The organism is Mixta calida, from assembly GCF_002953215.1.
In the GTDB taxonomy this organism is placed as follows: domain Bacteria; phylum Pseudomonadota; class Gammaproteobacteria; order Enterobacterales; family Enterobacteriaceae; genus Mixta; species Mixta calida.
Genome location: NZ_CP026378.1, coordinates 1,620,464 through 1,645,616 on the forward strand (window position 1 = coordinate 1,620,464; position 25,153 = coordinate 1,645,616).

A 25,153-nucleotide genomic window follows, 5' to 3' on the forward strand; every position below is an offset into this window, starting at 1 on the left:
CTTCACATTCCTGTCCCTGGTACCTTGACGTTAATAAAAGTGGCGGTTATGGTGCGGGCTTGTGTACTTTTTGCACGCTTCGCTTTCTTTTTGTAGGTAAACGCATTTTATGGCTACTATTGATTCTCAACGTCGTAAGCTGCTGGTTTTTGGTGGTGCGGCAGCAGGGCTTGCGCTGCTTCCTGGCTCAGCTCTTGCCTCAGTTTCGACTTCTCGCCCCCGCATTCTGACGCTTAACAACCTTCATACTGGCGAAACGCTGAAAACGGAATTTTTTAACGGCAAAAGTTACGATAAAGATGAGCTGGCACGGTTAAACCATTTTTTCCGTGACTATCGGGCAAATAAAATTAAAAGTATCGACCCGAAATTGTTCGATCAGCTCTACCGCTTACAGGCGATGCTGGAAACCCGCAAACCGGTTCAGCTTATTTCGGGCTATCGCTCGCTTTCCACCAATAATATGCTGCGTGAAAAAGGCAGTGGCGTAGCTAAACACAGTTACCATACGCTTGGGCAGGCGATGGATTTTCATATCGAAGGCATTTCTCTGAGCAATGTGCGTAAAGCGGCGCTGAAAATGCGCGCGGGTGGTGTAGGATATTACCCCCGCAGCAACTTTGTGCATATTGATACCGGGCCGGTTAGGCACTGGTAACTGAGAGAAATTCCGCGGCGCTGCTGGCTGCGGATAATGGAGCATTATGGATTATCACATTATTCCCGTAACGGCGTTCGCGCAGAACTATTCATTAATCTGGTGTAGTGAAACGCGCGAGGCGGCGCTGGTGGATCCTGGCGGCGATGCGCAGCTGATTAAGCAGCAGGTAACAGCGCAGAATGTGACGGTAAAAGCGGTGCTGCTTACCCATGGCCATCTCGACCACGTTGGCGCGGCGGCAGAACTGGCCGCGCACTATAACGTATCGATTATTGGGCCGCAGAAGCAGGATGCTTTCTGGCTGGAGGCGCTGCCGGTACAGAGCCAAATGTTTGGGCTGGCGGAATGCGCGCCCCTGACGCCCGATCGTTGGCTGGAAGAAGGGGATAAGGTACAGGTAGGGCAGGCGACGCTGGACGTTTTACATTGTCCCGGCCATACGCCCGGACACATCGTCTTTTTTCATCGCGCGGGCCGTTTACTGATTTCCGGCGACGTTATTTTTAGCGGCGGCGTAGGGCGCACCGATTTCCCGCAGGGAGATCATCAGACGCTAATAGACTCGATTAAAAATAAACTGTTGCCGCTTGGCGATAATATTACTTTTATTCCTGGTCACGGGCCAATATCGACGCTGGGCCGTGAACGCATCAGTAATCCTTTCCTGAACTGATAACCGCAGAAAAGAAAAATGGGCCAGCAGAGGCCCATTTTTTACATTGTATAAAACTTAAAGCACAGCCACGATCGCTTCGCACAGCGCCGCCATATTATCCGGCGTCATACCCGCCACGTTAACACGTCCAGAATTTACCGCATAAACGCCAAACTCTTCGCGCAGGCGAACAACCTGATCTTTGTTCAGGCCGCTAAATGAGAACATGCCGTTCTGGCGAATGATAAAGCTGAAGTCGCGATTCGCGCCTTTCTCCTGCAATGTATTCACAAACAGCTGACGCATACGATGAATACGCTGACGCATATCGGTCAACTCCTGCTCCCAGATAGCGCGCAGCGTATCGTTGCCAAGAATAGTGGCGACAACGGCCGCGCCATGCGCCGGCGGGTTAGAGTAGTTCGCGCGGATGGTGTATTTCACCTGACTGAACGCGGTATCTGCAACGCTTTGATCGGCGGCAACCAGCGTCAGGGCGCCTACACGCTCATTGTAGAGGCCAAAGTTTTTGGAATAGGAGCTGGCGACGAGCAGTTCGCTGTGGCTGGCGGCAAAGATACGCAGGCCTTCCGCATCCTCTTCCAGACCGCGTGCAAAGCCCTGATAGGCGAAGTCGAACAGCGGCAGCCAGCCGCTCGCTTTGGACAGCTCCGCCAGCTGCGCCCACTGTTCAGATGTCGGATCAATGCCGGTTGGGTTGTGGCAGCAGCCGTGGAACAGCACTACGTCGCCTGCTTTAGCGCCGCGCAGGCTGGCCAGCATAGCGTCAAAGTCGAGCTGATGAGTCTCGGCGTCATAATAGTTATATTCGCAAACTTCGAGTCCTGCGGAGCTGAAGACGTTTTTATGGTTGGGCCAGCTTGGATTGCTGATCCAGACGCGTTTCGCTTCGGTTTGCGTCGCCAGGAAATCAGCCGCGACACGCAGCGCACCGGTGCCGCCAGGCGTCTGCGCCGTGCGGGCGCGTTTGCCGCTGATAATCGCGCTATTCTGGCCGAACAGCAGCGCCTGAGTACAGCGGGCGAAATCGGCCAGGCCATCAATGCTGAGATAATTTTTAGTGGTTTCGTTTTCCAGCAGATACTGCTCAGCTTTTTTGACGCTGGTTAATACCGGCGTCTGGCCGGTTTCATCTTTATAAACGCCGATGCCAAGATTTATTTTATTTGGGCGATCGTCGGCGCGGAAAAGATCGGCTAAGCCAAGAATAGGGTCGGCGGGTGCAGCACTAATATTTTCAAACATATGAGAGGTCCGTAAGCTTCAAGAAAAGCGAATGAGGCTTCAGGTTAACGCCAGAATGTTTAAATGCCAACCGTTTGCGAGAAAAAGAACGCGGGAAATATAAAGCTGAAAATAAGGAAACAAAAACGGGGCCAGAGGCCCCGTTTTTCGCTTTGGCGCAGAGTATTCGCTCTGCATCCATCGCCTCTTAGAACTGGTAAACCAGGCCCAGTGCTACGGTGTCGTCGGTATTCAGACCCAGCGGGTTGTTATCATCCAGCTGGTTGATACGGTAGTCAACGTAGGTAGACATATTTTTGTTGAAGTAGTAGGTCGCGCCCACATCAACATATTTAATCAGATCCGCATCGCCGACGCCTTCAATGTCTTTGCCTTTAGACTGAACGTAGGCGATAGACGGACGCAGGCCAAAGTCGAACTGGTACTGAGCAACAATCTCAAAGTTCTGTGCTTTATTTACGAAGCCGGACGTGGTGGCATTTTCGTAAGTTACACCGTTGTTGGCAACAAAAGTGCCAGAGCGAGAAACGCTGACAGGCGTTGCGTTACGGGTTTCACCATACATAGCCGCCAGATACAGGTTGTTGGCGTCATATTTAATGGCAGTAGCCCAAGACTCAGCTCGTTTACCCGCGCCTTCGCCAGTAACGTCGGTGGTACTGGTTACGTTTTCACCAGAATAGACAGTGCGTGCGCCAGCAGCCTGTACATCAGTACGGTCGCTGCTGCTATAACCAGCGGCGAAGCCTACGCCAATTGGCGTTTCGTAGCTGGTGGACACGCCCCAGCCGTCGCCATTCGCACGACGCGGATCGTCGTTACGTTCGTTTTTGCCCTGATACTGAACGGCAAAATTCCAGCCATCCACCAGGCCAAAGAAGTTGGTGTTACGGTAGGTCAGCAGACCGGTGCTACGACCGTTCATGAAGTTGTCGGAATAAGCAGAGTCGCCGCCGAATTCCGGCAGCATATCGGTCCAGCCCAGCGCGTCATATACTACGCCGTAGTTACGGCCATAATCGATTGAACCGAAGTCGCCGAATTTCAGACCGGCAAAGCCCAGACGGGTTTTGTTGCCATTCTGAGCGTCACTGCCGCCTTCAGAGTTATTAGCCTGGATGTTGTATTCCCACTGGCCGTAGCCGGTCAACTGATCGTTGATCTGGGTTTCGCCTTTGAAGCCGAAACGAACGTAAGTGTTATCACCGTCGTCGCCAGCGTAATCAGAGAAGTAGTGCAGACCGACAGCTTTACCATACAGATCCAGCTTATTGCCGTTTTTATTATAGATTTCCGCTGCATTTGCTGCACTGGCAGCTAACAGAGCAGGAATAACCACTGCCAGAATGTTGCGCTTCATCATTTTTTATTACCCTCATTGGAGTTATTTGGACACCTGCCACTGCCGTCAAGAATTATTTACAAATGCTTGATGAGAGTTTGGTGTCTTCCTGTGTCTGCTGGCATCTTTCCATTCACCGGCAGGTAATTCTACTCCGAAAATGCTACTAAACCCTAATAGTAGTTTCAATAGGAAAATATGTATTACAAAATGTAAAAATTGGGGAACTTTGTGAGATATCTCAAAATTTACAAAAATAAAAAAAGGCTGACAGAGTCAGCCTTCTTATATATATGAATTTCTTATATTTAATGTCAGATTTTAGAAACTGGCGTTGCGCGGCGTTCGTGGGAACGGGATAACATCTCTTACATTTTGTACGCCAGTGACATAGGCGATTAAACGTTCGAAACCTAAACCGAAACCGGAGTGAGGAACGGTGCCGTAGCGACGCAGGTCGCGATACCACCAGTAATCTTCTTTGTTCAGGCCCATTTCATTGAGACGCTGATCCAGCACGTCGAGACGCTCTTCACGCTGCGAACCGCCGATAATCTCCCCGATACCCGGCGCCAGCACATCCATCGCCGCCACAGTTTTACCGTCGTCGTTAAGGCGCATATAAAAAGCCTTAATGTCTTTCGGATAGTTTTTCACTACCACCGGCGCTTTGAAATGTTTTTCCGCCAGGTAGCGCTCATGCTCGGAAGAGAGGTCAATGCCCCATTCAACCGCGTTTTCGAATGCCTGACCGCTGGCGAGCAGAATGTCGATAGCGTCGGTGTAATCCACGCGGGCGAAATCGGCGGTAACAAATTTTTCCAGGCGGCTGACCGCTTCTTTGTCTACGCGCTCGGCGAAGAACGCCATATCATCGGCGCGCTCGTCCAGCACCGCTTTAAAGACATACTTCAACATCGCTTCCGCCAGATCGGCGGCGTCATCCAGCGAGGCGAAGGCGATTTCCGGCTCCAACATCCAGAACTCCGCCAGGTGGCGGCTGGTATTGGAGTTTTCGGCGCGGAACGTTGGGCCAAAGGTATAAATTTTTGACAGCGCGCAGGCGTAGGTTTCGCCGTTCAGCTGACCGGATACGGTCAGGAACGCCTCTTTGCCGAAGAAGTCTTCGTTAAAGTCGACCTTGCCCTGCGCGTCACGCGGCAGGTTTTCCAGATCCAGCGTAGAGACGCGGAACATTTCGCCGGCGCCTTCGGTATCGGAAGCGGTGATCAGCGGCGTGGAAACCCAGAAATATCCATTCTCATGGAAAAAGCGGTGCAGCGCCTGCGCCAGCGTATGACGCACGCGTGCCACAGCGCCGATCAGGTTAGTGCGCGGACGCAGGTGCGCTACTTCACGCAGGTATTCGATGCTGTGACGTTTCGCCGCCATCGGATAGGTGTCGGGATCATCTACCCAGCCCACCACCTCAATTGCAGTCGCCTGAATCTCAAAACTCTGTCCCTGGCCCGGAGATTCAACCACTTTGCCCGTAACGATGACGGAACAACCGGTCGTTAAACGCAGCACTTCGCTCTGGTAATTAGGCAGAGAATTATTGACGACAGCCTGAACGGGATTAAAGCAGGAGCCGTCATACACGGCGACAAAGGAAATACCGGCTTTTGAATCTCTTCGGGTACGTACCCAACCGCGCACGGTGACATCGCTGCCAACCGCAACCTGGCCGAGCAGTACGTCCGCTACAGGCACTACGCTCATAAAGTTCTCTCTTTATTAGTTCGAAAATAAACGGGTTAACCCCGAAATTAGGGCTAATCTATGTTACTTGCCGTCCGGCAGGACACAAGCAGAATTCATCGCTGGCGGAAAGTTTTCTGTTTATTTCGTCGATTAATCAGAAGGCGCGGCGGGGAAGAGCGTCAGCACGCGGAAAAAACGTGCTGACGCGTCGGGTCAGCTGGCTTTTTTCACCAGCGGCAAATCAAACGCTTTGCGCAGGGCGCGGACAAAGGCTTTATCCTGACAGATGGTTTTGCCCGGACTGTCGGAGAGTTTCGCTACCGGTTTGCCGTTGCACTCCACCAGCTTAATCACGATATTCAGCGGCTTCACCTGCGGAATATCGCAGGTCAGACGTGTGCCGATGCCAAAGACGACATTGGTGCGCTGGCCGAAGTGACGATAGAGATCGATCGCCTTGTTGAAATCGAGGTTGTCGGAAAAGACCAGCGTTTTACTGTGCGGATCGATAGCCAGCTTCTCATAATGCGCCAGCGCTTTCTCGCCCCATTCCACCGGATCGCCTGAGTCATGACGCAGCCCCTGATAGCGGTTGGCGAAGCCGGGACCGAAATCGCGCAGAAAGGCGTCCATCGTAATGCAGTCCGTTAGCGCGATGCCGAGCTTATCGTCATATTCATCCAGCCAGGCCTGCAACGCCGCCCGCTGGCTGTTGGCCAGCACCGGACTGATCTGCTGATGCGCCTGGAACCATTCGTGCGCCTGAGTGCCGACCGGCGTAATGTCGAGCCGACGGGCGATGTCGTAGTTGCTGGAGCCCACCAGCCAGGGGAAATCGCGCTGTAGCGTGCTGACGATGGCGAACTGCACATCGCGCGAAAAGCGGCGACGGGTGCCGAAATCCATCAGGCGGAAGCGCGACAGATCGATATCCGCCGTAACCTGTTTGAAATCATCGATTTTTTGTAGCAGACGCTCAACGGCCATCTCCGGTGTCGCCTGCGGTGAGCGGTGGCGGTGAACCACTTCGCTGATCAGCGCCAGCAGCGGCACTTCCCACATAATCACTTCGCGCCACGGCCCGCTGATGCGGATATCCAGTTTGCCGTCGTGGTTGCGTACCTTGACCTGATCGGGGTTGTAGCGAAACGCCTTCAGCCAGTCGAGGTAATCCTGCTTAAAGAAGGGACGGCTGGCGAGATAAGCATATTCCTCATCGCTTAGCGCCAGCTGCTGCATATGCGCAATCTCGGCGCGAATCTCATCGGCGTAGATACCTAACAGATCGTCGCCCCGACAACGGAACTCTGCGGTAACGGTCACGTTGTGATAGCGATGAAATACAGCCTGCTGCATATGAAGCTTGTAGGCATCGGTATCAAGCATCGTGGTTAAAATCGGGGAAGCGTATCGTGTCATGGTGCGTTTCAGCATCCTCTCGCGCGGGGCGTTTCCGTAGGTGTAAACAGGTATTCAGAAGAAAAAGTATAACCTGCCGGCAGATTTATTGAAGCCAATCACAGCATAAAACGGGGGGAAAGGTCGAGGAGAAACGTATCCCTGTAAACAGGATGTAGCATTAACTGCGAAAAGCGCCGTTTCGACGTGGCAAGCCGCAGTCAACCGGAATAGACTTAGCGGGTTAAATCATTGTAGACGCGAGAAGAATGTATGACGCAAAAGCCGCAAGTAAAGTACCGCCATGACTACCGTGCGCCGGATTATACCATTACCGATATCGATCTGACCTTTAACCTCGACGCCAGCAATACGCGCGTGACGGCGGTCAGCAAAGTTAAACGCCTCGGTGACAGTCAGGCCGCGCTGCGTCTTGACGGTGGAGATTTAACGCTGGTTTCGCTGATGGTAGATGACCGTCCGTGGCAGGATTATCAGCTGGAAGAGGGCGCGCTGGTGCTGACCAACCTGCCCGATAATTTTACCCTGACCATCGTCAACGACATTCACCCGGACGCCAACACGGCGCTGGAAGGGCTTTATCAGTCCGGCGACGCGCTCTGCACCCAGTGCGAAGCGGAAGGCTTCCGCCATATCACCTGGTATCTCGATCGCCCTGACGTACTGGCGCGTTTTACCACCACGCTGATTGCCGATCGCGCGCGCTATCCGTTCCTGCTCTCCAACGGCAACCGCCTCGAAGCGGGCCAGATGGACGATGGCCGCCACTGGATCAAGTGGCAGGACCCGTTCCCGAAACCCTGCTATCTGTTTGCGCTGGTGGCGGGGGATTTCGACATCCTGCGCGACAGCTTCACCACCCGTTCGGGCCGCGACGTGGCGCTGGAGATCTATGTCGATCGCGGCAACCTCGATCGCGCCGACTGGGCGATGACCTCGCTGAAAAACAGCATGAAGTGGGATGAGGAGCGCTTCGGCCTGGAGTATGACCTGGATGTCTTTATGATCGTCGCGGTCGATTTCTTCAACATGGGCGCGATGGAGAATAAAGGGCTTAATATCTTTAACTCCAAATATGTGCTGGCTAAGGCGGAAACCGCCACTGATAAAGATTATCTCGGCATCGAAGCGGTGATCGGCCATGAATATTTCCATAACTGGACCGGCAACCGCGTCACCTGCCGCGACTGGTTCCAGCTCAGCCTGAAAGAGGGGCTGACGGTGTTCCGCGATCAAGAGTTCAGTTCCGATCTCGGCTCGCGCGCGGTGAACCGCATCGATAATGTGCGCATCATGCGCGGCGCGCAGTTTGCCGAAGACGCCAGCCCGATGGCGCATCCGATCCGTCCCGATCAGGTGATTGAGATGAATAACTTCTATACCCTGACGGTGTATGAGAAGGGATCGGAAGTGATCCGCATGATGCACACGCTGCTGGGCGAAGAGAACTTCCAGAAAGGGATGCAGCTCTACTTCGAACGTCATGACGGCAGCGCCGCCACCTGCGACGACTTCGTTCAGGCGATGGAAGACGCCTCGCATATCGATCTGACGCAGTTCCGCCGCTGGTACAGCCAGTCCGGCACGCCGGTGCTGACCGTGCGCGACGACTACAACCCGGAGCTGGAGCAGTATACTCTGCACGTCACTCAGGCGACGCCGCCGACTGCCGATCAGCATGAAAAGCTGCCGCTGCATATTCCGCTCGATATCGAACTCTACGACGATAAAGGCGAGCCGATTCCGTTACAGCATAACGGCGAACCGGTGCATCACGTACTGAACGTGACCGAAGAGTTCCAAACCTTTATTTTCGACAAGGTTTATCATCAGCCGGTGCCGTCGCTGCTGCGCGAATTCTCCGCGCCGGTGAAGCTCGACTATAACTGGAGCGACGCGCAGTTAACCTTCCTGATGCGTCACGCCCGCAACGATTTTTCCCGCTGGGATGCGGCGCAGAGCCTGCTCGCCACCCATATCAAGCTGAACGTTGCGCGCTATCAGCAGGGGCAGCCGCTGTCGCTGCCGCTGCATGTCGCCGACGCGTTCCGCGCGGTACTGCTGGATGATCGGCTCGATCCGGCGCTGATGGCGCTGATCCTGACGCTGCCGAGCGAAAATGAGATCGCCGCGCTGTTCGAGATCATCGATCCTGAAGCGAACGCCGCGGTGCGCGACGCGCTGATGCGCACGTTGGCCGTCGAGCTGGCGGACGAATGGCTGGCGGTTTATCACGCCCATCAGACGCCGGAGTACCGCGTTGAGCATGGCGACATCGGCAAGCGCGCCCTGAAGAACGTCTGCCTGAGCTACCTGGCGCTGGGCGACGCCGAACTGGCCAACCGTCTGGTACGGGCGCAGTATCAGCAGGCCAATAACATGACCGATGCGCTGGCCGCGTTGTCGGCGGCGGTGATGGCGCAGCTGAAATGTCGCGATGAGATGTTGCGCGTCTGGGATGAGCGCTGGCATCAGGATGGCCTGGTCATGGACAAATGGTTTACGCTGCAGGCGACCAGCCCGGCGCCGGATGTGTTAAACCGCGTGCGTGAACTGCTGTATCATCGCTCCTTCAGCATGGGCAACCCGAACCGCGTGCGTTCGCTAATCGGCGCCTTCGCCTCGGCGAATCCGGCCGCGTTCCACGCCAAAGACGGCAGCGGCTATCGCTTCCTGGTGGAGATGCTGACCGATCTCAACCGCCGTAACCCGCAGGTGGCTGCGCGTATGATTGAACCGCTGATCCGTCTGAAGCGGTATGACGCGGATCGTCAACAGATGATGCGCAGCGCGTTAGAAGAACTACAGGGACTGGAGAAACTTTCCGGCGATCTCTATGAGAAAATCAGCAAAGCGCTGAATGCCTGACGGCATGACGTGAAGAGTAGAAAGGGCGGCGCAGGCCGCCCTTTCTGTTGCCCGGGCCGCGGTCGTTTCAGCGACGGGCGTAGCGAGGCTCCGCCGCCGCAGGCTGCGTGCGCTGCATCACCCGCTCCAGCACCTGCGCCTCCAGCTCCGCCAGGCGGGCGGAACCGCGTCGGCGCGGACGCGGCAGATCGATAGCCAGGTCCAGCCCAATTCTTCCCTCCTCAATCAGCAACACCCGGTCGGCCAGCGTCACCGCTTCGCTGACATCATGCGTCACCAGCAGCACGGTAAAATTTTGCTGACGCCAGAGATTCTCAATCAGTCCCTGCATTTCAATACGCGTCAGGGCGTCCAGCGCCCCCAGCGGTTCGTCCAGCAACAGCAGACCGGGCTGGTGGATCAGCGCGCGCGCCAGCGCCACGCGCTGCCGCTGGCCGCCGGAGAGCGCGGCGGGCCATTCATCAGCGCGATCGGCAAGGTTCACCGCCTCCAGCGCCCGCAGCGCCGACGGGCGCCAGTCACCGCGCAGCCCCAGCCCCACGTTATCCATCACCCGCTTCCACGGCAGCAGGCGGGCATCCTGAAACATCAGGCGCGTCTCTTCCTGCGCGCTGGCCAGCGGCGCCTGACCCGCCAGCAGTTCGCCTTCGCTGGGCGACTCCAGCCCGGCAAGCAGGCGTAGCAGGGTGCTTTTGCCGCAGCCGCTGCGCCCCACCACGGCGACAAACTGACCCGATGGAATGTGCAGATCGATATTGTGCAAAATGGAGCGATCGCCAAAGCGTTTGCTGATGCCCTGTAGCCCAACAGGCGTGCCGACATTGAGGCGCGACGGGGTTGAGACAGCATTCATATTACGGCCTCCTTCTGTTGATAAGCGGGATGCCAGCGCAGCCACAGGCGCTCCAGCAGTACGGCGCTGACGTCCGCCAGCTTGCCCAGCAGCGCATAAAGCACGATCGCTACCACTACCACGTCGGTTTGCAGGAATTCGCGCGCGTTCATCGCCAGATAGCCGATGCCGGAGTTGGCGGAGATGGTCTCCGCGACGATCAGCGTCAGCCACATCAGGCCGAGGGCGAAGCGCACGCCGACCATGATGGAGGGCAGCGCGCCGGGCAGCATCACCTGGCTGAACAGGCGCCAGCCGGAGAGCCCGTAACTGCGCGCCATCTCCACCAGGCCGCGATCGATATTGCGAATGCCGTGGAAGGTATTGAGATAGATCGGAAACAGCGTGCCGAGAGCGACAAGAAAGATTTTGGCCGACTCATCGATGCCGAACCATAAAATCACCAGCGGAATCAGCGCCAGATGCGGAATATTACGCAGCATCTGCACCGAGGTATCCAGCAGACGCTCTCCCCAGTATGACGCGCCGGCGATCAGGCCGAGCGAAAGGCCAATGGCGCCGCCGATGGCGAAGCCGGTCAGCGCGCGCCAGCTGCTGATGGCGAGATGCTGCCACAGCTCGCCACTGGCGCTCAGACGCCAGAAGGTCAGCACCACGCTCTCCGGCGCGGGCAGAATGCGCGTCGAAAGCCATCCGCTTTGGGAGGCGATCTGCCAGATCGTCAACAGCAGCACCGGCAGCAGCCAGGGCACCAGCGGATGCCGGGCGCCCGATTTACGCTTGCTCATGGCGGTCTCCCTCAGCTTTGCGAGACTTTCTGCGGCGCGAAATCATTGGCCACCGCTTCGCCATGCGCCTGCGCTTTACGCGGCGCAGGCACGTCGGGCACCGCCAGATCGAGATGGGGGAACAGCAGTTCGCCGACCCGATACGCCTCTTCCAGATGGGGATAGCCGGAGAGGATAAAGGTTTCGATGCCGAGATCGGCATACTCCTGCATCCTGGCGGCGATGGTCGGGCCATCGCCTACCAGCGCCGTGCCGGCCCCGCCGCGCACCAGACCGACGCCCGCCCACAGGTTCGGGCTAATCTCCAGCCGATCGCGACGTCCGTTGTGCAGCGCCGCCATCCGCTGCTGGCCGACCGAATCGGTACGCGCCAGCGCCGCCTGCGCTTTGGCGATGGTCTCGTCGTCGAGATGGGAAATCAGCCGATCGGCGGCCTGCCAGGCTTCGGCGTTGGTTTCCCGCACGATGATGTGCAGACGAATGCCAAAGCGCACTGAACGCCCCTGCGCCGCCGCTTTGGCGCGCACCTGATCAATCTTCTCCTTCACCAGCGCTGGCGGCTCCCCCAGGTGAGGTAGACATCCACCTGTTCCGCCGCCAGATCCTGCGCCACCGGCGAGGAGCCGCCGAACCAGAGCGGCGGACGCGGCTGCTGCACCGGTTTAAACATCAGACGCGCGCCGCGCACCTGGAGATAGTCGCCCTGATAATCGACGGTTTCGCCTTCCAGCACGCGCCGCCAGATGCGGGTGAATTCGGCCGATTCAGCATAGCGCTCGGTGTGATCGAGGAACACGCCGTCGCCCGCCAGCTCCTCTGGATCGCCGCCGGTCACGAGGTTAAACAGCGCGCGGCCGTTGGAGAGGCGATCGAGCGTCGCCGCCTGGCGCGCCGCCTGGGTCGGCGATATTACGCCGGGACGCAGCGCCACCAGGAAACGCAGCCGTTGCGTCACAGGAATCAGCGAGGCGGCTACCAGCCAGGCGTCTTCGCAGGAGCGCCCGGTTGGAATCAGTACGCCGCCGAAGCCTAATCGATCCGCCGCCTGTGCAATCTGCTGTAAATAGCCGTGATCAACCGGGCGCGCGCCGTCCGCCGTGCCCAGATAGTGACCGTCGCCGTGGGTGGGTAAAAACCAGAATACGGATAATGCCATGATAATTCTCCTTACTCACTGAGCGGATGCGCCGCGCCAGATATGGCTGGCAATGTCGAGCTTCACAGGAAGCAGATGATTTTGATAAAAGAGATCGGCGGTGCGCTGCTGCGCCTGCACCGTCTGCTGGCTGACCGGCGAGATGCGGGTCGGCGGCCGGTGATCGAGATAGCTGGAAATCACCGCTTCAGGCAGGCCCATGCTCTGCGCCAACAGCGTGGTGCTTTCCGCGCGCTGGCTCTGCGTCAGCGCGTCCGCCTGGCTGAAAATATCCAGCACCGACTGGATGAAGTCGCTGTGGGATTCCGCGTAGCTGCGGGTCGCCAGGTAGAAGGAGCCGGTCAGGTGCAGCGCGCTGCCGTCGGTCAGTACCCGCACATTGCCCTGTTGCAGCGCGGCGGAGTAGTAGGGATCCCAGATCGCCCAGGCGTCAACGTTCCCCTGTTGAAAGGCGGCGCGGGCGTCGGCGGGCGTCAGCCAGACCGGCTGAATGTCCTGAAATCCCAGGCCAGCCTGTTGCAGCGCGCGCAGCAGCAGGTTGTGCGAGCTGGAGCCTTTTTGCAGCGCCACCTTACGGCCTTTCAGATCGGCCACCGTTTTGATCTTGCTGTCGGTGGGCACCAGAATCACTTCCGCTTTCGGCTTGGGCGGCTCCGCGCCGACATAGAGCAGGTCGGCGCCCGCCGCCTGAGCGAAAAGCGGCGGAATATCGCCGGTGCTGCCGAGATCGATACTGCCGACGTTAAGCGCCTCAAGCATCTGCGGCCCGGCGGGGAACTCCACCCAGCGAATCTGCGTTGAAGGGTAGCGCTGCTCCAGCAGGCGATGGGCCTTCGCCAACACCATGCTGACGGAGCCTTTTTGATAGCCGATACGGATCGCTTCCGGCGCCTGCGGCGCGGCGTGAAGCGCGGCGCTGACGCTCAGCAGGCCGGGCAGCAGCAGAGCAATGAACTGGCGGATAACAGATTTCATGCGCTTCTCCTTATACCGCCTGCGCCAGTCGCGCTTCGCGCTGTTGCAGGGCGTAGTAAAAGGTTGCCAGCGCATCGTCGAGGCGGCCGGACAGGAGGTCGCTGATTTCCGGCGTACGATCGTAATGCGCGATCTGGCTGTCGTCAGCGAAGACGCCGTGCAGTACCTCTTGCGCTTTCAGCGCGTTAAGCACCGGTTTCAGGGCATAATCCACCGCCAGCATATGCGCCAGCGTGCCGCCGGTCGCCAGCGGCAGCACCACTTTATGCTCCAGCGCGCGCTCCGGCAGCAGATCCAGCAGGGTTTTCAGCGCGCCGGAAAAGGAGGCTTTATAGATTGGCGTCGCAACAATCAGGCCATCCGCCGCCGCCAGATCCTCTTTTAACGCCAGCAGTGCAGGGGAATCGAAGCGCGCACCGATCAAATCTTCCGGACGAAAGTTATGAATATTCCACGGGATCACCTCAATGTTTCGCTGTTCCAGCGCATGCTGGCACAGCGTTAATAATGCCGTGGACCGCGAGGGAAAACGCGGACTTCCTGCCAGAGTAATAACGCGCATAGCGACTCCTTATAACTATAAGTTATTGGTTAAACGTTATTGAGAACTTATGGCTTCATACTGGCAGAGGGGACGGCGACGCTTAAATGATTTATCCGGTAATAGAAAGCCGTTTTTGCGCTAAAGCAGGGCGCGACGGGTGGGTTATGCGGTTAACTGGCATCACGATTTAACATTTCTGGCTTTTTAGCGCCGTTATGCCGGATAATAACGTCCCGTTTGCCACCGGGAATTCAGGAGAGCCCATGTTTTACCCCCTCGCACGTAAAGCGTTATTCCGCCTTGATGCGGAGCATGCCCATGAACTGACCCTGCAACAGCTACGCCGTATCGGCGGCACGCCGCTGGAAGGACTGATTCGCCAGCGTTTGCCGGCGCGTCCCGTGAAATGTATGGGGCTGACGTTTAAGAATGCGCTTGGCCTGGCGGCCGGACTGGATAAAAACGGCGAATGCATTGACGCGTTCGGCGCGATGGGCTTCGGATTTGTCGAGGTGGGCACCGTCACGCCGCGTCCTCAGCCAGGCAATGAGAAGCCGCGGCTGTTTCGTCTGATTGAGGCGGAGGGGATTATTAATCGTATGGGATTTAATAACCTGGGCGTAGATCGGCTGGTAGAAAATGTAAAACGCGCCAGCTTCAGCGGCGTGCTGGGCATCAATATCGGCAAAAATAAAGATACGCCGGTCGAGCAGGGTAAAGACGATTATTTGACCTGTATGGAAAAAGTCTATCCGCACGCCGGTTATATTGCGGTAAATATCTCTTCGCCCAATACGCCTGGATTAAGAACGCTTCAATATGGCGAGGCGCTGGATGATTTGCTGATGGCAATAAAAGCGCAGCAGAAATTGCTGGAGAAGCGCCATCTGAAATATGTGCCGGTGGCGGTGAAAATTGCCCCAGATCTTTCTGAAGAGGAGCTGGTACAAATTGCCGATAGCCTGGTGCGTCATCAAATTGACGGCGTTATCGCCACTAATACTACGCTGGATCGTTCGCTGGTGAGCGGAATGAAATATAGCGATGAGGCGGGGGGATTGAGCGGTCGGCCGGTACAGCTGCGCAGCACCGAAGTTATTCGGCGGCTCTCGGCAGAATTGCAGGATAAATTGCCGATCATCGGCGTCGGCGGCATCGACTCGGTGGTGGCGGCGCGGGAAAAAATAGCGGCAGGCGCCACGCTGGTGCAAATTTATTCCGGCTTTATTTATAAAGGGCCCGATCTGATTAAAGAGATTGTGACGCATCTCTGACCTTCCTGAAGAATCTGGCCGGGGGCTTTTAATCTGTTTCCGGCTGGTTTATATTTTGTACACTCTTTGTTCCTGACAGGATATTTATTATTTACGGCGCCTGATGTTTCTTTTTTGCCGTATCTGACGAACATCGATTATTGCTTCAGGTTGGCGATTAACCTGAATTTCGGATCCCTCAACTGTAGTAAGGCAAACCATGAGGATAAAACCTGACGACAACTGGCGTTGGTTTTTCGACGCAGAGCAGGATCGTATGATGCTCGACCTGGCGGATGGTATGCTGTTTCGCTCCCGTTTTCCCCGCAAAATGCTGACGCCCGACGCGTTTCGCGACACTGTTTTCAGCGTTGACGACGCGGCGCAGTTTTTCGCCTGGCATGAGAGCTGCCGTGAGGCGCCGCTCAGCGACGAGCAACGTGATGAGCTGCTGCTGAACGCGCTGGCGGCCTGGCGTTTCCTCAAGCCGCTGATGCCGAAAAGCTGGCACTTCCGTGTCTGTCAGCGTTCTCACTGGCAGCCGGGCGAAAGCGATCTGGTGACGGTCACGCTGGTTGAGAATGGCGATGAGGCGCGACTGCTGGTGATTGAGGCGGGAGAAAGCGCGGCGCTCTGCATTCTGGCCCAGCCTGAGCTGGTGGTGGGCGGAAAGACCATGGTGTTGGGCGACGCGATTAAAATTATGCACGATCGCCTACAGCCCTGGCACGCTGAACAGGCGCAGCGTTACGCCCGAGCCGGTTAACCGACTCGCCGCCTCAGGCGAGTTCGATATCGCCGGCGGGAATGCAGCTGCAGCTAAGGACGGTGCCGTCATCGCGCACCGCATCCTGCTTCAGCGCTTTGACCTTGCCGGAGACCAGCCGCATTTCACAGCTGCCGCATAGCCCTGCGCGACAGCTGTAGGGAATGCGGTAGCCCTGCATTTCCAGCTGCTCAAGCAGTACCTGCTGATTATTGCCGCTGAAGCGGCTGCCCCGATAACTGATGCTGACACGGCTTTCCGCCTCGGCTTCTACCTGCATCGTCTCCACTATCTTACCTGCGCCGTACTGTCGCGGCGTCTGGGTTTGCAGCACCTCAACCGTATCGCCGACGCGTATCACCCCGCTGTTGCAGGCGAGCAGATTCAGACCGAAATCGACGTCGCCGCTCTCATCCTGCGCGCTGCGAAAGCTTTGCAGCGTTTTAAGCGGCTCGCCGTCCGGATGCTTTTCGCCGCGCTCCGGGCTGATGGTGGTAAAAATGCAACGGCTGCAGGGCTTCGCCACCTCAAATTCCACCTCGCCAACGCGCACGCGCGCCCAGCTATCCTCTTCCCAGGCGCGCGCGCCGGTGACCGCCAGATTAGGGCGGAACTGCTCCAGCCGAACGCCCGCCGCGCAGCGCTGTTGCAGGTTGTACAACGACGCTTCGTTCACCAGAAGAAAAGGGTAGCCGTCGGCGAAGCCGAGCGGAACGTCAGGACGTCGTTTCACCCGTCGCGTCATTTCCGGGCCGACCCAGCGTAGCTGCACCGGACGCGGGAAGAAACCGCTCAGCCAGTCGTTGATGACCTGCGGCGCGATGCGCGCGGTAAAATGATTGCCCCAGACTTCGGTTTCCGCCGCCTGCGGCTGAAAATCATCAAAACGCAGCGCTGCGCTGCTGCCGTCCGGCGCCTGCAGCCACAGGCCGTCGGGCGTCAGCGCCGGGATAAACTGTACCAGCTGCGGGTGCTGGCGCGCGGTAATAAAGGTGCCGTCAGGGGTGGTCAGCATAAAAAGGCGATCGAAAGCCAGTCCGCTCCCGGCGACCTGCGCATGAGAGACCTGCAATCCCCGCATCGATTTCACCGGATGAACAAACAGGCGTGACAGGACAATCATAAGGCTCTCCGTGCTGGGCTGGTGATGACAAAAGGAATCTGCGGCTAAAGGAAGCTAACTTTATGACATGCGGCGGCGATTAGCTATAATGCGCAACAATTTTCCCAATACTGTAAGTGACGATATGAATTCTCTGTTTGCCAGTACGGCGCGTGGGCTCGAAGAGCTGTTAAAGAGTGAACTGGAGACGCTGGGGGCGCAGGACCTACAGGTTGTCCAGGGCGGCGTACATTATCAGGGAGACGATCGTTTGATGTATCGCAGCCTGCTGTGGAGCCGTTTGGCGTCGCGCATTCTGCTGCCGCTGAGCGAATGCTCGGTCTACAGCGATCTGGATCTCTATCTCGGCGCGCAGGCGATCGACTGGACGAACCTGATTGACGGCACCTTTGCCGTACATTTCAGCGGCACCAACGAGGCGATACGCAACAGCCAGTTCGGCGCCCTGAAGGTAAAAGATGCGATTGTCGACAGCTTTACGCGCAAAAACCTGCCGCGTCCTGACGTCGATCGCGAGCAGCCGGACGTGCGCATTAACGTCTGGCTGAATAAAGACACCGCCAGCATCGCGCTCGACCTGAGCGGCGAAGGCATGCATCAGCGCGGCTATCGTCAGCAGACCGGACTGGCGCCGATGAAAGAGAACCTGGCGGCGGCCACCGTGCTGCGCTCCGGCTGGCAGCCGGGCACGCCACTGCTCGATCCGATGTGCGGCTCCGGCACTCTGCTGATCGAAGCGGCGCTGATCGCCAGCGATCGCGCGCCAGGCCTGAACCGCCGTCAGTGGGGATTTAAAGGCTGGAAAGCGCATCAGCCGGAACTGTGGCGCGAATTGATCGACGAAGCGCAGACCCGCGCGCGTCAGGGCGTGCAGCAAACCACATCGCGCTTCTTTGGCTATGATAATGATGAGCGCGTGCTGGAGCGCGCGCGCGGCAACGCCCGTCGCGCTGGCGTGGCAGATCTGTTTACTTTCGGCGTGCAGGATGTGGCGCAGCTGCGCAATCCGCTGCCTGACGGGCCGGTCGGCACCGTGATCAGCAACCCGCCGTACGGCGAGCGTCTGGAAAGCGAACCGGCGCTGATCGCGTTGCACAGTCAGCTGGGCCGCGTGATGAAAAGCCAGTTCGGCGGCTGGCATCTCTCGCTGTTCAGCGCCTCGCCCGATCTTCTCAGCTGTTTGCAGCTGCGCGCCGATCGCCAGTTCAAGGCGAAAAACGGCCCGCTGGAGTGCGTGCAGAAAAACTATCAGCTGGCGGCCAGCAGCAGCGCAAGCGCGCCGGCGCAGATTGCAGAAGATTACGCCAACCGTCTGAAGAAGAATATGAAGAAGCTGGACAAATGGGCGCGTCAGGAGGGCATCGAATGCTATCGCCTGTACGACGCCGATTTGCCGGAGTATAACGTCGCCGTCGATCGCTACGCCGACTGGGTGGTGATTCAGGAATATGCGCCGCCGAAAACCATCGACGCCCTGAAAGCGCGTCAGCGGCTCTTTGATGTCATCAGCGCCACGCTGACGGTGTTGGAGCTGCCGGCGAACCGTCTGGTGCTGAAGACGCGCGAAAAGCAGAAGGGCAAAAGCCAGTATCAAAAGCTGGGCGAGAAGGGCGAATATTTTGAAGTGCGCGAGTTTAACGCCCGCTTCTGGGTCAACCTGACCGACTACCTCGATACCGGTCTGTTTATCGATCACCGTCTGGCGCGCCGTATGCTGGGACAGATGAGCAAGGGCAAAGATTTCCTTAACCTGTTCGCCTATACCGGCAGCGCCAGCGTGCATGCCGGCCTTGGCGGGGCGCGCTCCACCACCACGGTGGATATGTCGCGCACCTATCTGGAGTGGGCGGAGCGCAATATGCGTCTCAACGGCCTGAGCGGGCGTCAGCACCGCCTGATGCAGGCGGACTGCCTGAGCTGGCTGCGCGAAAGTCATGAGCAGTTCGATCTGATCTTTATCGATCCGCCGACCTTCTCTAACTCGAAGCGTATGGAAGAGAGCTTTGACGTGCAGCGCGACCATTTGCAGCTAATGCGCGATCTGAAGCGCCTGCTGCGCGCCAGCGGCACCATTATGTTCTCCAATAACAAGCGCGGTTTTAAGATGGATCACGAGGGGCTGGCCACGCTCGGCCTGCGCGCTCAGGAGATCACCGCCAAAACGCAGTCGCAGGATTTTGCCCGCAACCGCCATATTCACAACTGCTGGCTGATTACTCACGCCGGTAAGGAATAGCCGTATGTCATTAATTAGTATTCACAACGCTTACCTCTCTTTCAGCGATGCGCCGCTGCTGGACTATACCGAGCTGCATATCGAAGAGAATGAGCGCGTCTGTCTGGTCGGACGTAACGGCGCCGGTAAATCGACGCTGATGAAAATCATTAACGGCGAACAACCGCTGGATGACGGTCGCATCATTTATGAGCAGGATCTGGTGGTGGCGCGTCTGCAACAGGACCCGCCGCGCAATATTGCCGGCACGGTTTATGATTTCGTCGCGGAAGGCGTGGCGGAGCAGGCGGAGCATCTGAAAGCCTATCACGCCATTTCGCACGTAGTAATGAACGATCCCAGCGATAAAAACCTGAACGAGATGGCGCGCCTGCAGTCGGTGCTGGATCACCACAACCTGTGGCAGCTGGAGACACGCATCAACGACGTGCTGGAGCAGATCGGTCTCCAGCCGGAAGTCGAGCTTTCCTCTCTGTCGGGCGGCTGGCTGCGTAAGGCGGCGTTGGGCCGCGCGCTGGTCAGCAATCCGCGCGTACTGCTGCTGGATGAGCCGACCAACCACCTGGATATCGAAACCATCGACTGGCTGGAAACATTCCTGAAAACTTTCCAGGGGAGCATCATCTTTATTTCGCACGATCGTTCCTTTATCCGCAATATGGCGACGCGCATCGTCGATCTCGATCGCGGCAAGCTGGTCTCCTGGCCAGGCGACTATGATAAATACCTCGCCGGTAAAGAAGAGGCGCTGCGCGTCGAAGAGATGCAGAATGCCGAATTCGACCGCAAGCTGGCGCAGGAAGAGGTCTGGATTCGTCAGGGCATCAAGGCGCGCCGCACCCGCAACGAAGGGCGCGTGCGCGCGCTGAAGGCGCTGCGCCGCGAGCGCTCAGAACGCCGTGAGGTGATGGGCAAAGCGCAGATGCAGGTGGAAGAAGCGTCGCGCTCCGGCAAAATCGTCTTTGAGCTGGAGAACGTCAACTACAGCATTGAAGGCCGTCAGCTGGTGAAAGATTTCAGCGCGCAGGTGCAGCGCGGCGACAAGATTGCGCTGATCGGTCCGAACGGCTGCGGCAAAACCACGCTGCTGAAACTGATGCTGGGCCAGCTTAAGGCGGACAGTGGGCGCGTGCACAGCGGCAGCAAGCTGGAAGTCGCCTATTTCGATCAGCATCGCGCCATTCTCGATCCCGATCGCACGGTGATGGATAACCTCGCCGAAGGCAAACAGGAAGTGATGGTCAACGGCAAGCCGCGCCACGTTCTCGGCTATCTGCAGGAGTTCCTGTTTCATCCCAAGCGGGCGATGACGCCGGTGCGGGCGCTTTCCGGCGGCGAGCGCAACCGTCTGCTGCTGGCTCGCCTGTTCCTGAAGCCCAGCAACCTGCTGATCCTCGATGAACCGACCAACGACCTGGACGTCGAAACGCTGGAGCTGCTGGAAGAGCTGATCGACGGCTATCAGGGTACCGTGCTGCTGGTCAGCCACGATCGTCAGTTTGTCGACAACACCGTGACCGAATGCTGGATTTTTGAAGGCAACGGCGAAATCGGCGCCTTTGTCGGCGGCTATCACGACGCGCAGCAGCAGCGCGCCGCTTTCCGTCAGAGCCGCGCCGTCGCGCTAAAAACGTCAGCGCCGGTGGAAAAAAGCGCAAAGGTTGATACGGTTAAAAGCGACGCCGCAAAACAGCCCGCCGCCAAGCTGAGCTACAAGCTGCAGCGCGAGCTTGAGCAGCTGCCGCAGCAGCTGGAAGCGCTGGAGACACAGATTGAACAGCTGCAGGCGCAAATGGCGGACGCCAGTTTCTTCAGCCAGCCGCATGACAAAACGCAGCCGGTGCTGGATGCCCTGGCGGAAGCGGAACAGCAGCTGGAGAGCGCGTTTGAACGCTGGGAATATCTGGAATCGCTGAAAAACGGCGCCTGAGATCGGGAGTAGGTATGTGTTCAGCTGAACACCCGCAACACTGGATGCTTTGCCCGCAGTGCGATTTGATGACGCGGCTGCCGCCGCTGAATACCGGACAAAAGGCGAGCTGCCCGCGCTGTCATACCACGCTGACCGCTAACTGGAGCGAGCCGCGCAGACGGCCCTCCGGTTATGCGCTGGCCGCGTTGTTTATGCTGTTGCTGGCTAACCTGTTTCCCTTCGTCAATATGCATGTCTCCGGCCTGAGCAGCGAAATCACCCTAATGGAAATTCCTCAGGTCATGGTCTCTGAGGACTACGCCAGCCTGGCCACGCTGTTCTTGCTGTTTGTGCAGGCGGTGCCCGCTTTCTGTATGGTGGCGATCCTGCTGCTGGTGAATCCGCTGCCATTGCCGCAGCCGCTGCGCGTCCTGATGGCGCGCATTCTGTTTCAGCTCAAAAGCTGGGGCATGGCGGAAATTTTTCTCGCTGGCGTGCTGGTAAGCTTCGTCAAGCTGATGGCCTATGGCGATATCGGCATCGGCAGCAGTTTCCTGCCCTGGTGTCTGTTCTGCCTGTTGCAGCTGCGCGCTTTTCAGTGCGTCGATCGGCGCTGGCTCTGGCGGCAGATTGCGCCGGAGCCGATGTTCTCCTCTGCGCCGCGCGCTGGCATTAGCGGTTTGCGCCAGGGATTGCGATCCTGTCCGTGCTGCACCGCGGTGCTGCCGGTCGATCGCTACCGCTGCACGCGCTGCGGCACCGCAGCTTACGCACGTCGCCGCCATAGCCTGCAGTGGACGATGGCGCTGCTGCTCACCTCATTCCTTATCTATATCCCTGCCAATATCATGCCGATTATGGTGACCGAAGCGCTGGGCGATAAGATGAGTTCCAACATTATGGCCGGGGTTATTCTGCTCTGGAGCGACGGCTCTTACCCGGTGGCGCTGGTGATTTTTATCGCCAGTATCATGGTGCCCTCGCTGAAAATGCTGGCCATTGGCTGGCTCTGCTGGGATGCGCGCGGCCACGGCAGTCGCGACAGTGAAAAAATGCATCTGGTCTATGAGGTGGTGGAGTTTGTCGGTCGCTGGTCGATGATCGATGTTTTTGTTATTGCCGTACTGTCGGCGCTGGTGCGTATAGGACAGTTAATGAATATTTATCCCGCGGTGGGCGCCTTGCTGTTTGCAGCAGTGGTGATTCTGACGATGTTCGCCGCCATGACGTTCGATCCGCGCCTTACCTGGGATCGTGAGCCAGAAAATAATTTGAAGGAGTCGAGTCTTGACGGAAAATAATCACGGCGTCGCGAAGGTGGAACAGATCAAACGCTGGTCGCCGGTCTGGATAGTCCCTATCGTCACCGTACTGATCGGTGCCTGGATCCTGTTTTATCATTTCAGCCATCAGGGGCCGGAAGTTACCCTGATCACCACCAATGCCGAAGGCATTGAGGGCGGCAAAACCGCGATTAAAAGCCGCAGCGTCGATGTCGGCGTGGTGGAGAGCGCGGTGCTGACCGACGATCTGCATCACGTAGAAATCAAGGCGCGTCTGAATGCCGGCATGGAGAAACTGCTGCATGAAGACAGCGTGTTCTGGGTGGTGAAGCCGCAGGTGGGGCGCGAAGGGATCACCGGCCTCGGCACGCTGCTTTCCGGCGCCTATATTGAACTGCAGCCGGGTAGCAAAGGCGAAAAGCCGAATCACTATCAGTTGCTGGATGCGCCGCCGCTGGCGCCGCCGGACGCGAAGGGCATCCGTATCGTGCTCGACAGTCTCAAAGCGGGCCAGCTGAATCCCGGCGATCCGGTGCTGTTTCGCGGCTATCGCGTCGGCTCGGTGGAAACCAGCAGCTTCGATGCCGACAAGCGCGCCATGCAGTATCAGCTCTTCGTCGCCGCGCCTTACGATCGGCTGGTGACTTCCAACGTGCGCTTCTGGAAAGACAGCGGCATCGCCGTTGAAATGTCCGCTTCAGGCATGCGCGTCGAAATGGGATCGCTGACCACGCTGTTCAGCGGCGGCGTGAGCTTCGACGTGCCCGACGGCTGGGAACTGGGCGTACCGGCGGAAAATAAGGCGGAATATCATCTTTACGACGATCAACGCAGCATTCAGGATTCGCTCTATAGCACGCATCTCGATTTCCTGATGTTCTTCAGCGATTCAATTCGCGGCCTGCAGGCGGGCGCGCCGGTCGAATTCCGCGGTATTCGTCTCGGCACCGTGGCGGAAGTGCCTTATACCGTTCCGGGCTGGAACCAGTCGCTGAACAACGACTACCGTATTCCGGTGCTGGTGCGTATCGAACCCGATCGCTTTATCAAACGTCTGGGCGCCGATTTCGATATCCGACAGCACCTTGAAGATGGGAAAAAACGTGGCCTGCGCGCCTCGCTTAAAACGGGCAACTTACTTTCCGGCTCGCTGTATATCGATCTCGATTTTTATGACAAGGCGGCGCCCTACAAAGGACCGGATAAAGTGGCCGGACTGGAAATTATTCCGACCGTGAGCGGCGGCCTGAGCCAGATCCAGCAGAAACTGATGGATGCGCTGGACAAAATTAATAGTCTGCCGCTCAACCCGATGATTAATCAGGCTACCGGCACGCTGAAAGAGAGCCAGCGCACCCTGCGCGAGCTGCAAAAAACGCTGGATAATGTGAATAAAATCACCGCCAGTCCGTCCATGCAGCAGCTGCCGCAGGATATGCAGCAGACGCTGCGCGAACTGAATCGCAGCATGAAGGGCTTGCAGCCCGGCTCTCCGGCTTATAACCAGCTGGTAGGCGATATGCAGCGGCTCGATCAGGTGCTGCGTGAGCTGCAGCCGGTACTGAAAACGCTCAATCAAAAGAGCAACGCGCTGGTGTTTGAAGCGAAACCGGGCGAGGACCCGCAGCCGAAGAGGGCGAAACAATGATGAAATGGATGCCGCTGGCGATGGCTCTGGCGCTCAGCGCCTGTAGCAGCACCACTAAAACCACAATGTATCAGCTGCCGACGGGAACGTCGGCGCCGCCGCCGGTGACGCAGAGCGCGCTGCTGACGGAGACGCAGTTGCCGCTGTGGGTTGAGCGGGTCGCCGTGCCAGATTATCTCGCCGGCAACGGCGTGGTCTATCAGACCAGCGATGTGAAGTATGTTATCGCGGCAAACAATTTGTGGGCCAGTCCGCTCGATCAGCAGCTACAGCAGACGCTGGTCACCAATCTCAGCAACGCGCTGCCCGGCCGACTGATATCCGCCGCGCCGCTGGGCGAACTGCACGATACGCTGAATGTAAACGTCACCGGCTTTCACGGCCGCTATGATGGACAGGTTGTGATTAGCGGCAGCTGGACGCTGGAGCATAATGGACGCATCACGCGTCAGGCTTTCAACCTGACGCTGCCGCAGCAGGAGGATGGCTACGACGCCATGGTCAGGACGCTGGCTGCGGGCTGGCAGCAAGAGGCGCAGCGGATGGCTATGGCCTTTTCTTCGCTAAAAAATAATTAATTATTCTTAACTATTAATTCCGGTTACATAAGGCGCTTCAGCTGTATGGGCCGGAATTTTTTTATTTCAGAATCAATCCGTTGTCTGGCAGCTCGCGCGACGCCCTAAGAAAACCTCTAAAAA

At 57.7% G+C, this 25,153-nt stretch carries 19 protein-coding genes and 1 pseudogene; 10 read left to right on the plus strand and 10 right to left on the minus strand.

Features of this window, described 5'->3' with window-relative positions; all coding sequences use genetic code 11:
- Positions 1–109: 109 nt before the first annotated feature.
- Together C2E16_RS07615 and C2E16_RS07620 are read left to right on the plus strand one after the other, a co-directional pair.
- Positions 110–658 carry a YcbK family protein gene (locus C2E16_RS07615; protein WP_038627016.1) on the plus strand — a complete coding sequence of 183 codons (549 nt, stop codon included), beginning with the start codon at positions 110–112 and terminating at the stop codon, positions 656–658.
- A 46-nt stretch (positions 659–704) separates the two neighbouring features.
- Positions 705–1,334 carry an MBL fold metallo-hydrolase gene (locus C2E16_RS07620; protein WP_084970356.1) on the plus strand — a complete coding sequence of 210 codons (630 nt, stop codon included), beginning with the start codon at positions 705–707 and terminating at the stop codon, positions 1,332–1,334.
- Positions 1,335–1,391: 57 nt separating this feature from the next.
- Here C2E16_RS07620 and C2E16_RS07625 read toward each other — a convergent pair whose 3' ends face one another.
- From C2E16_RS07625 to pncB, 4 genes are all read right to left on the minus strand, one after another.
- Complete coding sequence (locus tag C2E16_RS07625; RefSeq protein WP_084970355.1) at positions 1,392–2,582, minus strand: amino acid aminotransferase; 1,191 nt, start codon at positions 2,580–2,582, stop codon at positions 1,392–1,394.
- Positions 2,583–2,769: 187 nt separating this feature from the next.
- Entirely contained in the window at positions 2,770–3,945 is a 1,176-nt protein-coding gene (ompF, locus tag C2E16_RS07630) for a porin OmpF (protein WP_084970354.1), read from the minus strand.
- 300 nt (positions 3,946–4,245) lie between these two features.
- Positions 4,246–5,646 (minus strand): asparagine--tRNA ligase, encoded by a 1,401-nt coding sequence (gene asnS, locus C2E16_RS07635; protein WP_038627008.1) that lies wholly within the window; start codon positions 5,644–5,646, stop codon positions 4,246–4,248.
- Positions 5,647–5,841: 195 nt separating this feature from the next.
- Positions 5,842–7,047, minus strand: coding sequence for a nicotinate phosphoribosyltransferase (gene pncB / locus C2E16_RS07640; RefSeq protein ID WP_167401661.1), 1,206 nt, complete (start codon positions 7,045–7,047; stop codon positions 5,842–5,844).
- A gap of 252 nt (positions 7,048–7,299) precedes the next feature.
- Here pncB and pepN point away from each other — a divergent pair, with 252 nt between their 5' ends.
- Positions 7,300–9,915 carry an aminopeptidase N gene (gene pepN / locus C2E16_RS07645; RefSeq protein WP_104951457.1) on the plus strand — a complete coding sequence of 872 codons (2,616 nt, stop codon included), beginning with the start codon at positions 7,300–7,302 and terminating at the stop codon, positions 9,913–9,915.
- Between the two features lie 67 nt (positions 9,916–9,982).
- Here pepN and ssuB read toward each other — a convergent pair whose 3' ends face one another.
- The 5 genes and pseudogenes from ssuB to ssuE all read right to left on the minus strand — a co-directional run bounded on the left by ssuB (position 9,983) and on the right by ssuE (position 14,249).
- Positions 9,983–10,768 carry an aliphatic sulfonates ABC transporter ATP-binding protein gene (ssuB, locus tag C2E16_RS07650; protein ID WP_038626999.1) on the minus strand — a complete coding sequence of 262 codons (786 nt, stop codon included), beginning with the start codon at positions 10,766–10,768 and terminating at the stop codon, positions 9,983–9,985.
- Positions 10,765–11,556 carry an aliphatic sulfonate ABC transporter permease SsuC gene (ssuC, locus tag C2E16_RS07655; RefSeq protein ID WP_038626998.1) on the minus strand — a complete coding sequence of 264 codons (792 nt, stop codon included), beginning with the start codon at positions 11,554–11,556 and terminating at the stop codon, positions 10,765–10,767. Before ssuC ends, ssuB begins: the two co-directional genes overlap by 4 nt.
- 11 nt (positions 11,557–11,567) lie before the next feature.
- Positions 11,568–12,712: pseudogene (gene ssuD, locus C2E16_RS07660) on the minus strand (FMNH2-dependent alkanesulfonate monooxygenase).
- Positions 12,713–12,727: 15 nt separating this feature from the next.
- Positions 12,728–13,687 carry a sulfonate ABC transporter substrate-binding protein gene (locus tag C2E16_RS07665; RefSeq protein WP_104951458.1) on the minus strand — a complete coding sequence of 320 codons (960 nt, stop codon included), beginning with the start codon at positions 13,685–13,687 and terminating at the stop codon, positions 12,728–12,730.
- A 10-nt stretch (positions 13,688–13,697) separates the two neighbouring features.
- A complete protein-coding gene (gene ssuE / locus C2E16_RS07670) occupies positions 13,698–14,249 on the minus strand; it encodes an NADPH-dependent FMN reductase (protein WP_038626992.1) in 552 nt (183 codons plus the stop codon).
- Between the two features lie 245 nt (positions 14,250–14,494).
- On the opposite strand from ssuE, the gene pyrD reads away from it, so the two are divergent.
- Complete coding sequence (pyrD, locus tag C2E16_RS07675) at positions 14,495–15,505, plus strand: quinone-dependent dihydroorotate dehydrogenase (RefSeq protein ID WP_038626989.1); 1,011 nt, start codon at positions 14,495–14,497, stop codon at positions 15,503–15,505.
- A gap of 199 nt (positions 15,506–15,704) precedes the next feature.
- Positions 15,705–16,250, plus strand: coding sequence for a cell division protein ZapC (locus tag C2E16_RS07680; protein WP_084970487.1), 546 nt, complete (start codon positions 15,705–15,707; stop codon positions 16,248–16,250).
- A gap of 13 nt (positions 16,251–16,263) precedes the next feature.
- Here C2E16_RS07680 and C2E16_RS07685 read toward each other — a convergent pair whose 3' ends face one another.
- On the minus strand, positions 16,264–17,373 hold the full coding sequence (locus C2E16_RS07685; protein WP_038626984.1) for a YcbX family protein: 1,110 nt from the start codon (positions 17,371–17,373) through the stop codon (positions 16,264–16,266).
- Between the two features lie 124 nt (positions 17,374–17,497).
- Between C2E16_RS07685 and rlmKL the strand changes: the two genes are divergently transcribed.
- From rlmKL to pqiC, 5 genes are read left to right on the plus strand one after another with little or no spacing between them, the layout of a single operon-like run.
- A complete protein-coding gene (rlmKL, locus tag C2E16_RS07690; protein ID WP_038630064.1) occupies positions 17,498–19,609 on the plus strand; it encodes a bifunctional 23S rRNA (guanine(2069)-N(7))-methyltransferase RlmK/23S rRNA (guanine(2445)-N(2))-methyltransferase RlmL in 2,112 nt (703 codons plus the stop codon).
- Between the two features lie 4 nt (positions 19,610–19,613).
- Positions 19,614–21,539 carry an ABC transporter ATP-binding protein gene (locus C2E16_RS07695; RefSeq protein WP_038626982.1) on the plus strand — a complete coding sequence of 642 codons (1,926 nt, stop codon included), beginning with the start codon at positions 19,614–19,616 and terminating at the stop codon, positions 21,537–21,539.
- 14 nt (positions 21,540–21,553) lie between these two features.
- Positions 21,554–22,822: a membrane integrity-associated transporter subunit PqiA gene (gene pqiA / locus C2E16_RS07700; protein ID WP_038626979.1), complete on the plus strand. Its 1,269-nt coding sequence runs from the start codon at positions 21,554–21,556 to the stop codon at positions 22,820–22,822.
- Positions 22,809–24,452 carry an intermembrane transport protein PqiB gene (pqiB, locus tag C2E16_RS07705; RefSeq protein ID WP_038626976.1) on the plus strand — a complete coding sequence of 548 codons (1,644 nt, stop codon included), beginning with the start codon at positions 22,809–22,811 and terminating at the stop codon, positions 24,450–24,452. The genes pqiA and pqiB overlap by 14 nt, the downstream gene beginning before the upstream one ends.
- A complete protein-coding gene (gene pqiC / locus C2E16_RS07710; protein ID WP_038626973.1) occupies positions 24,449–25,030 on the plus strand; it encodes a membrane integrity-associated transporter subunit PqiC in 582 nt (193 codons plus the stop codon). The genes pqiB and pqiC overlap by 4 nt, the downstream gene beginning before the upstream one ends.
- The last annotated feature ends 123 nt before the right edge of the window (positions 25,031–25,153 follow it).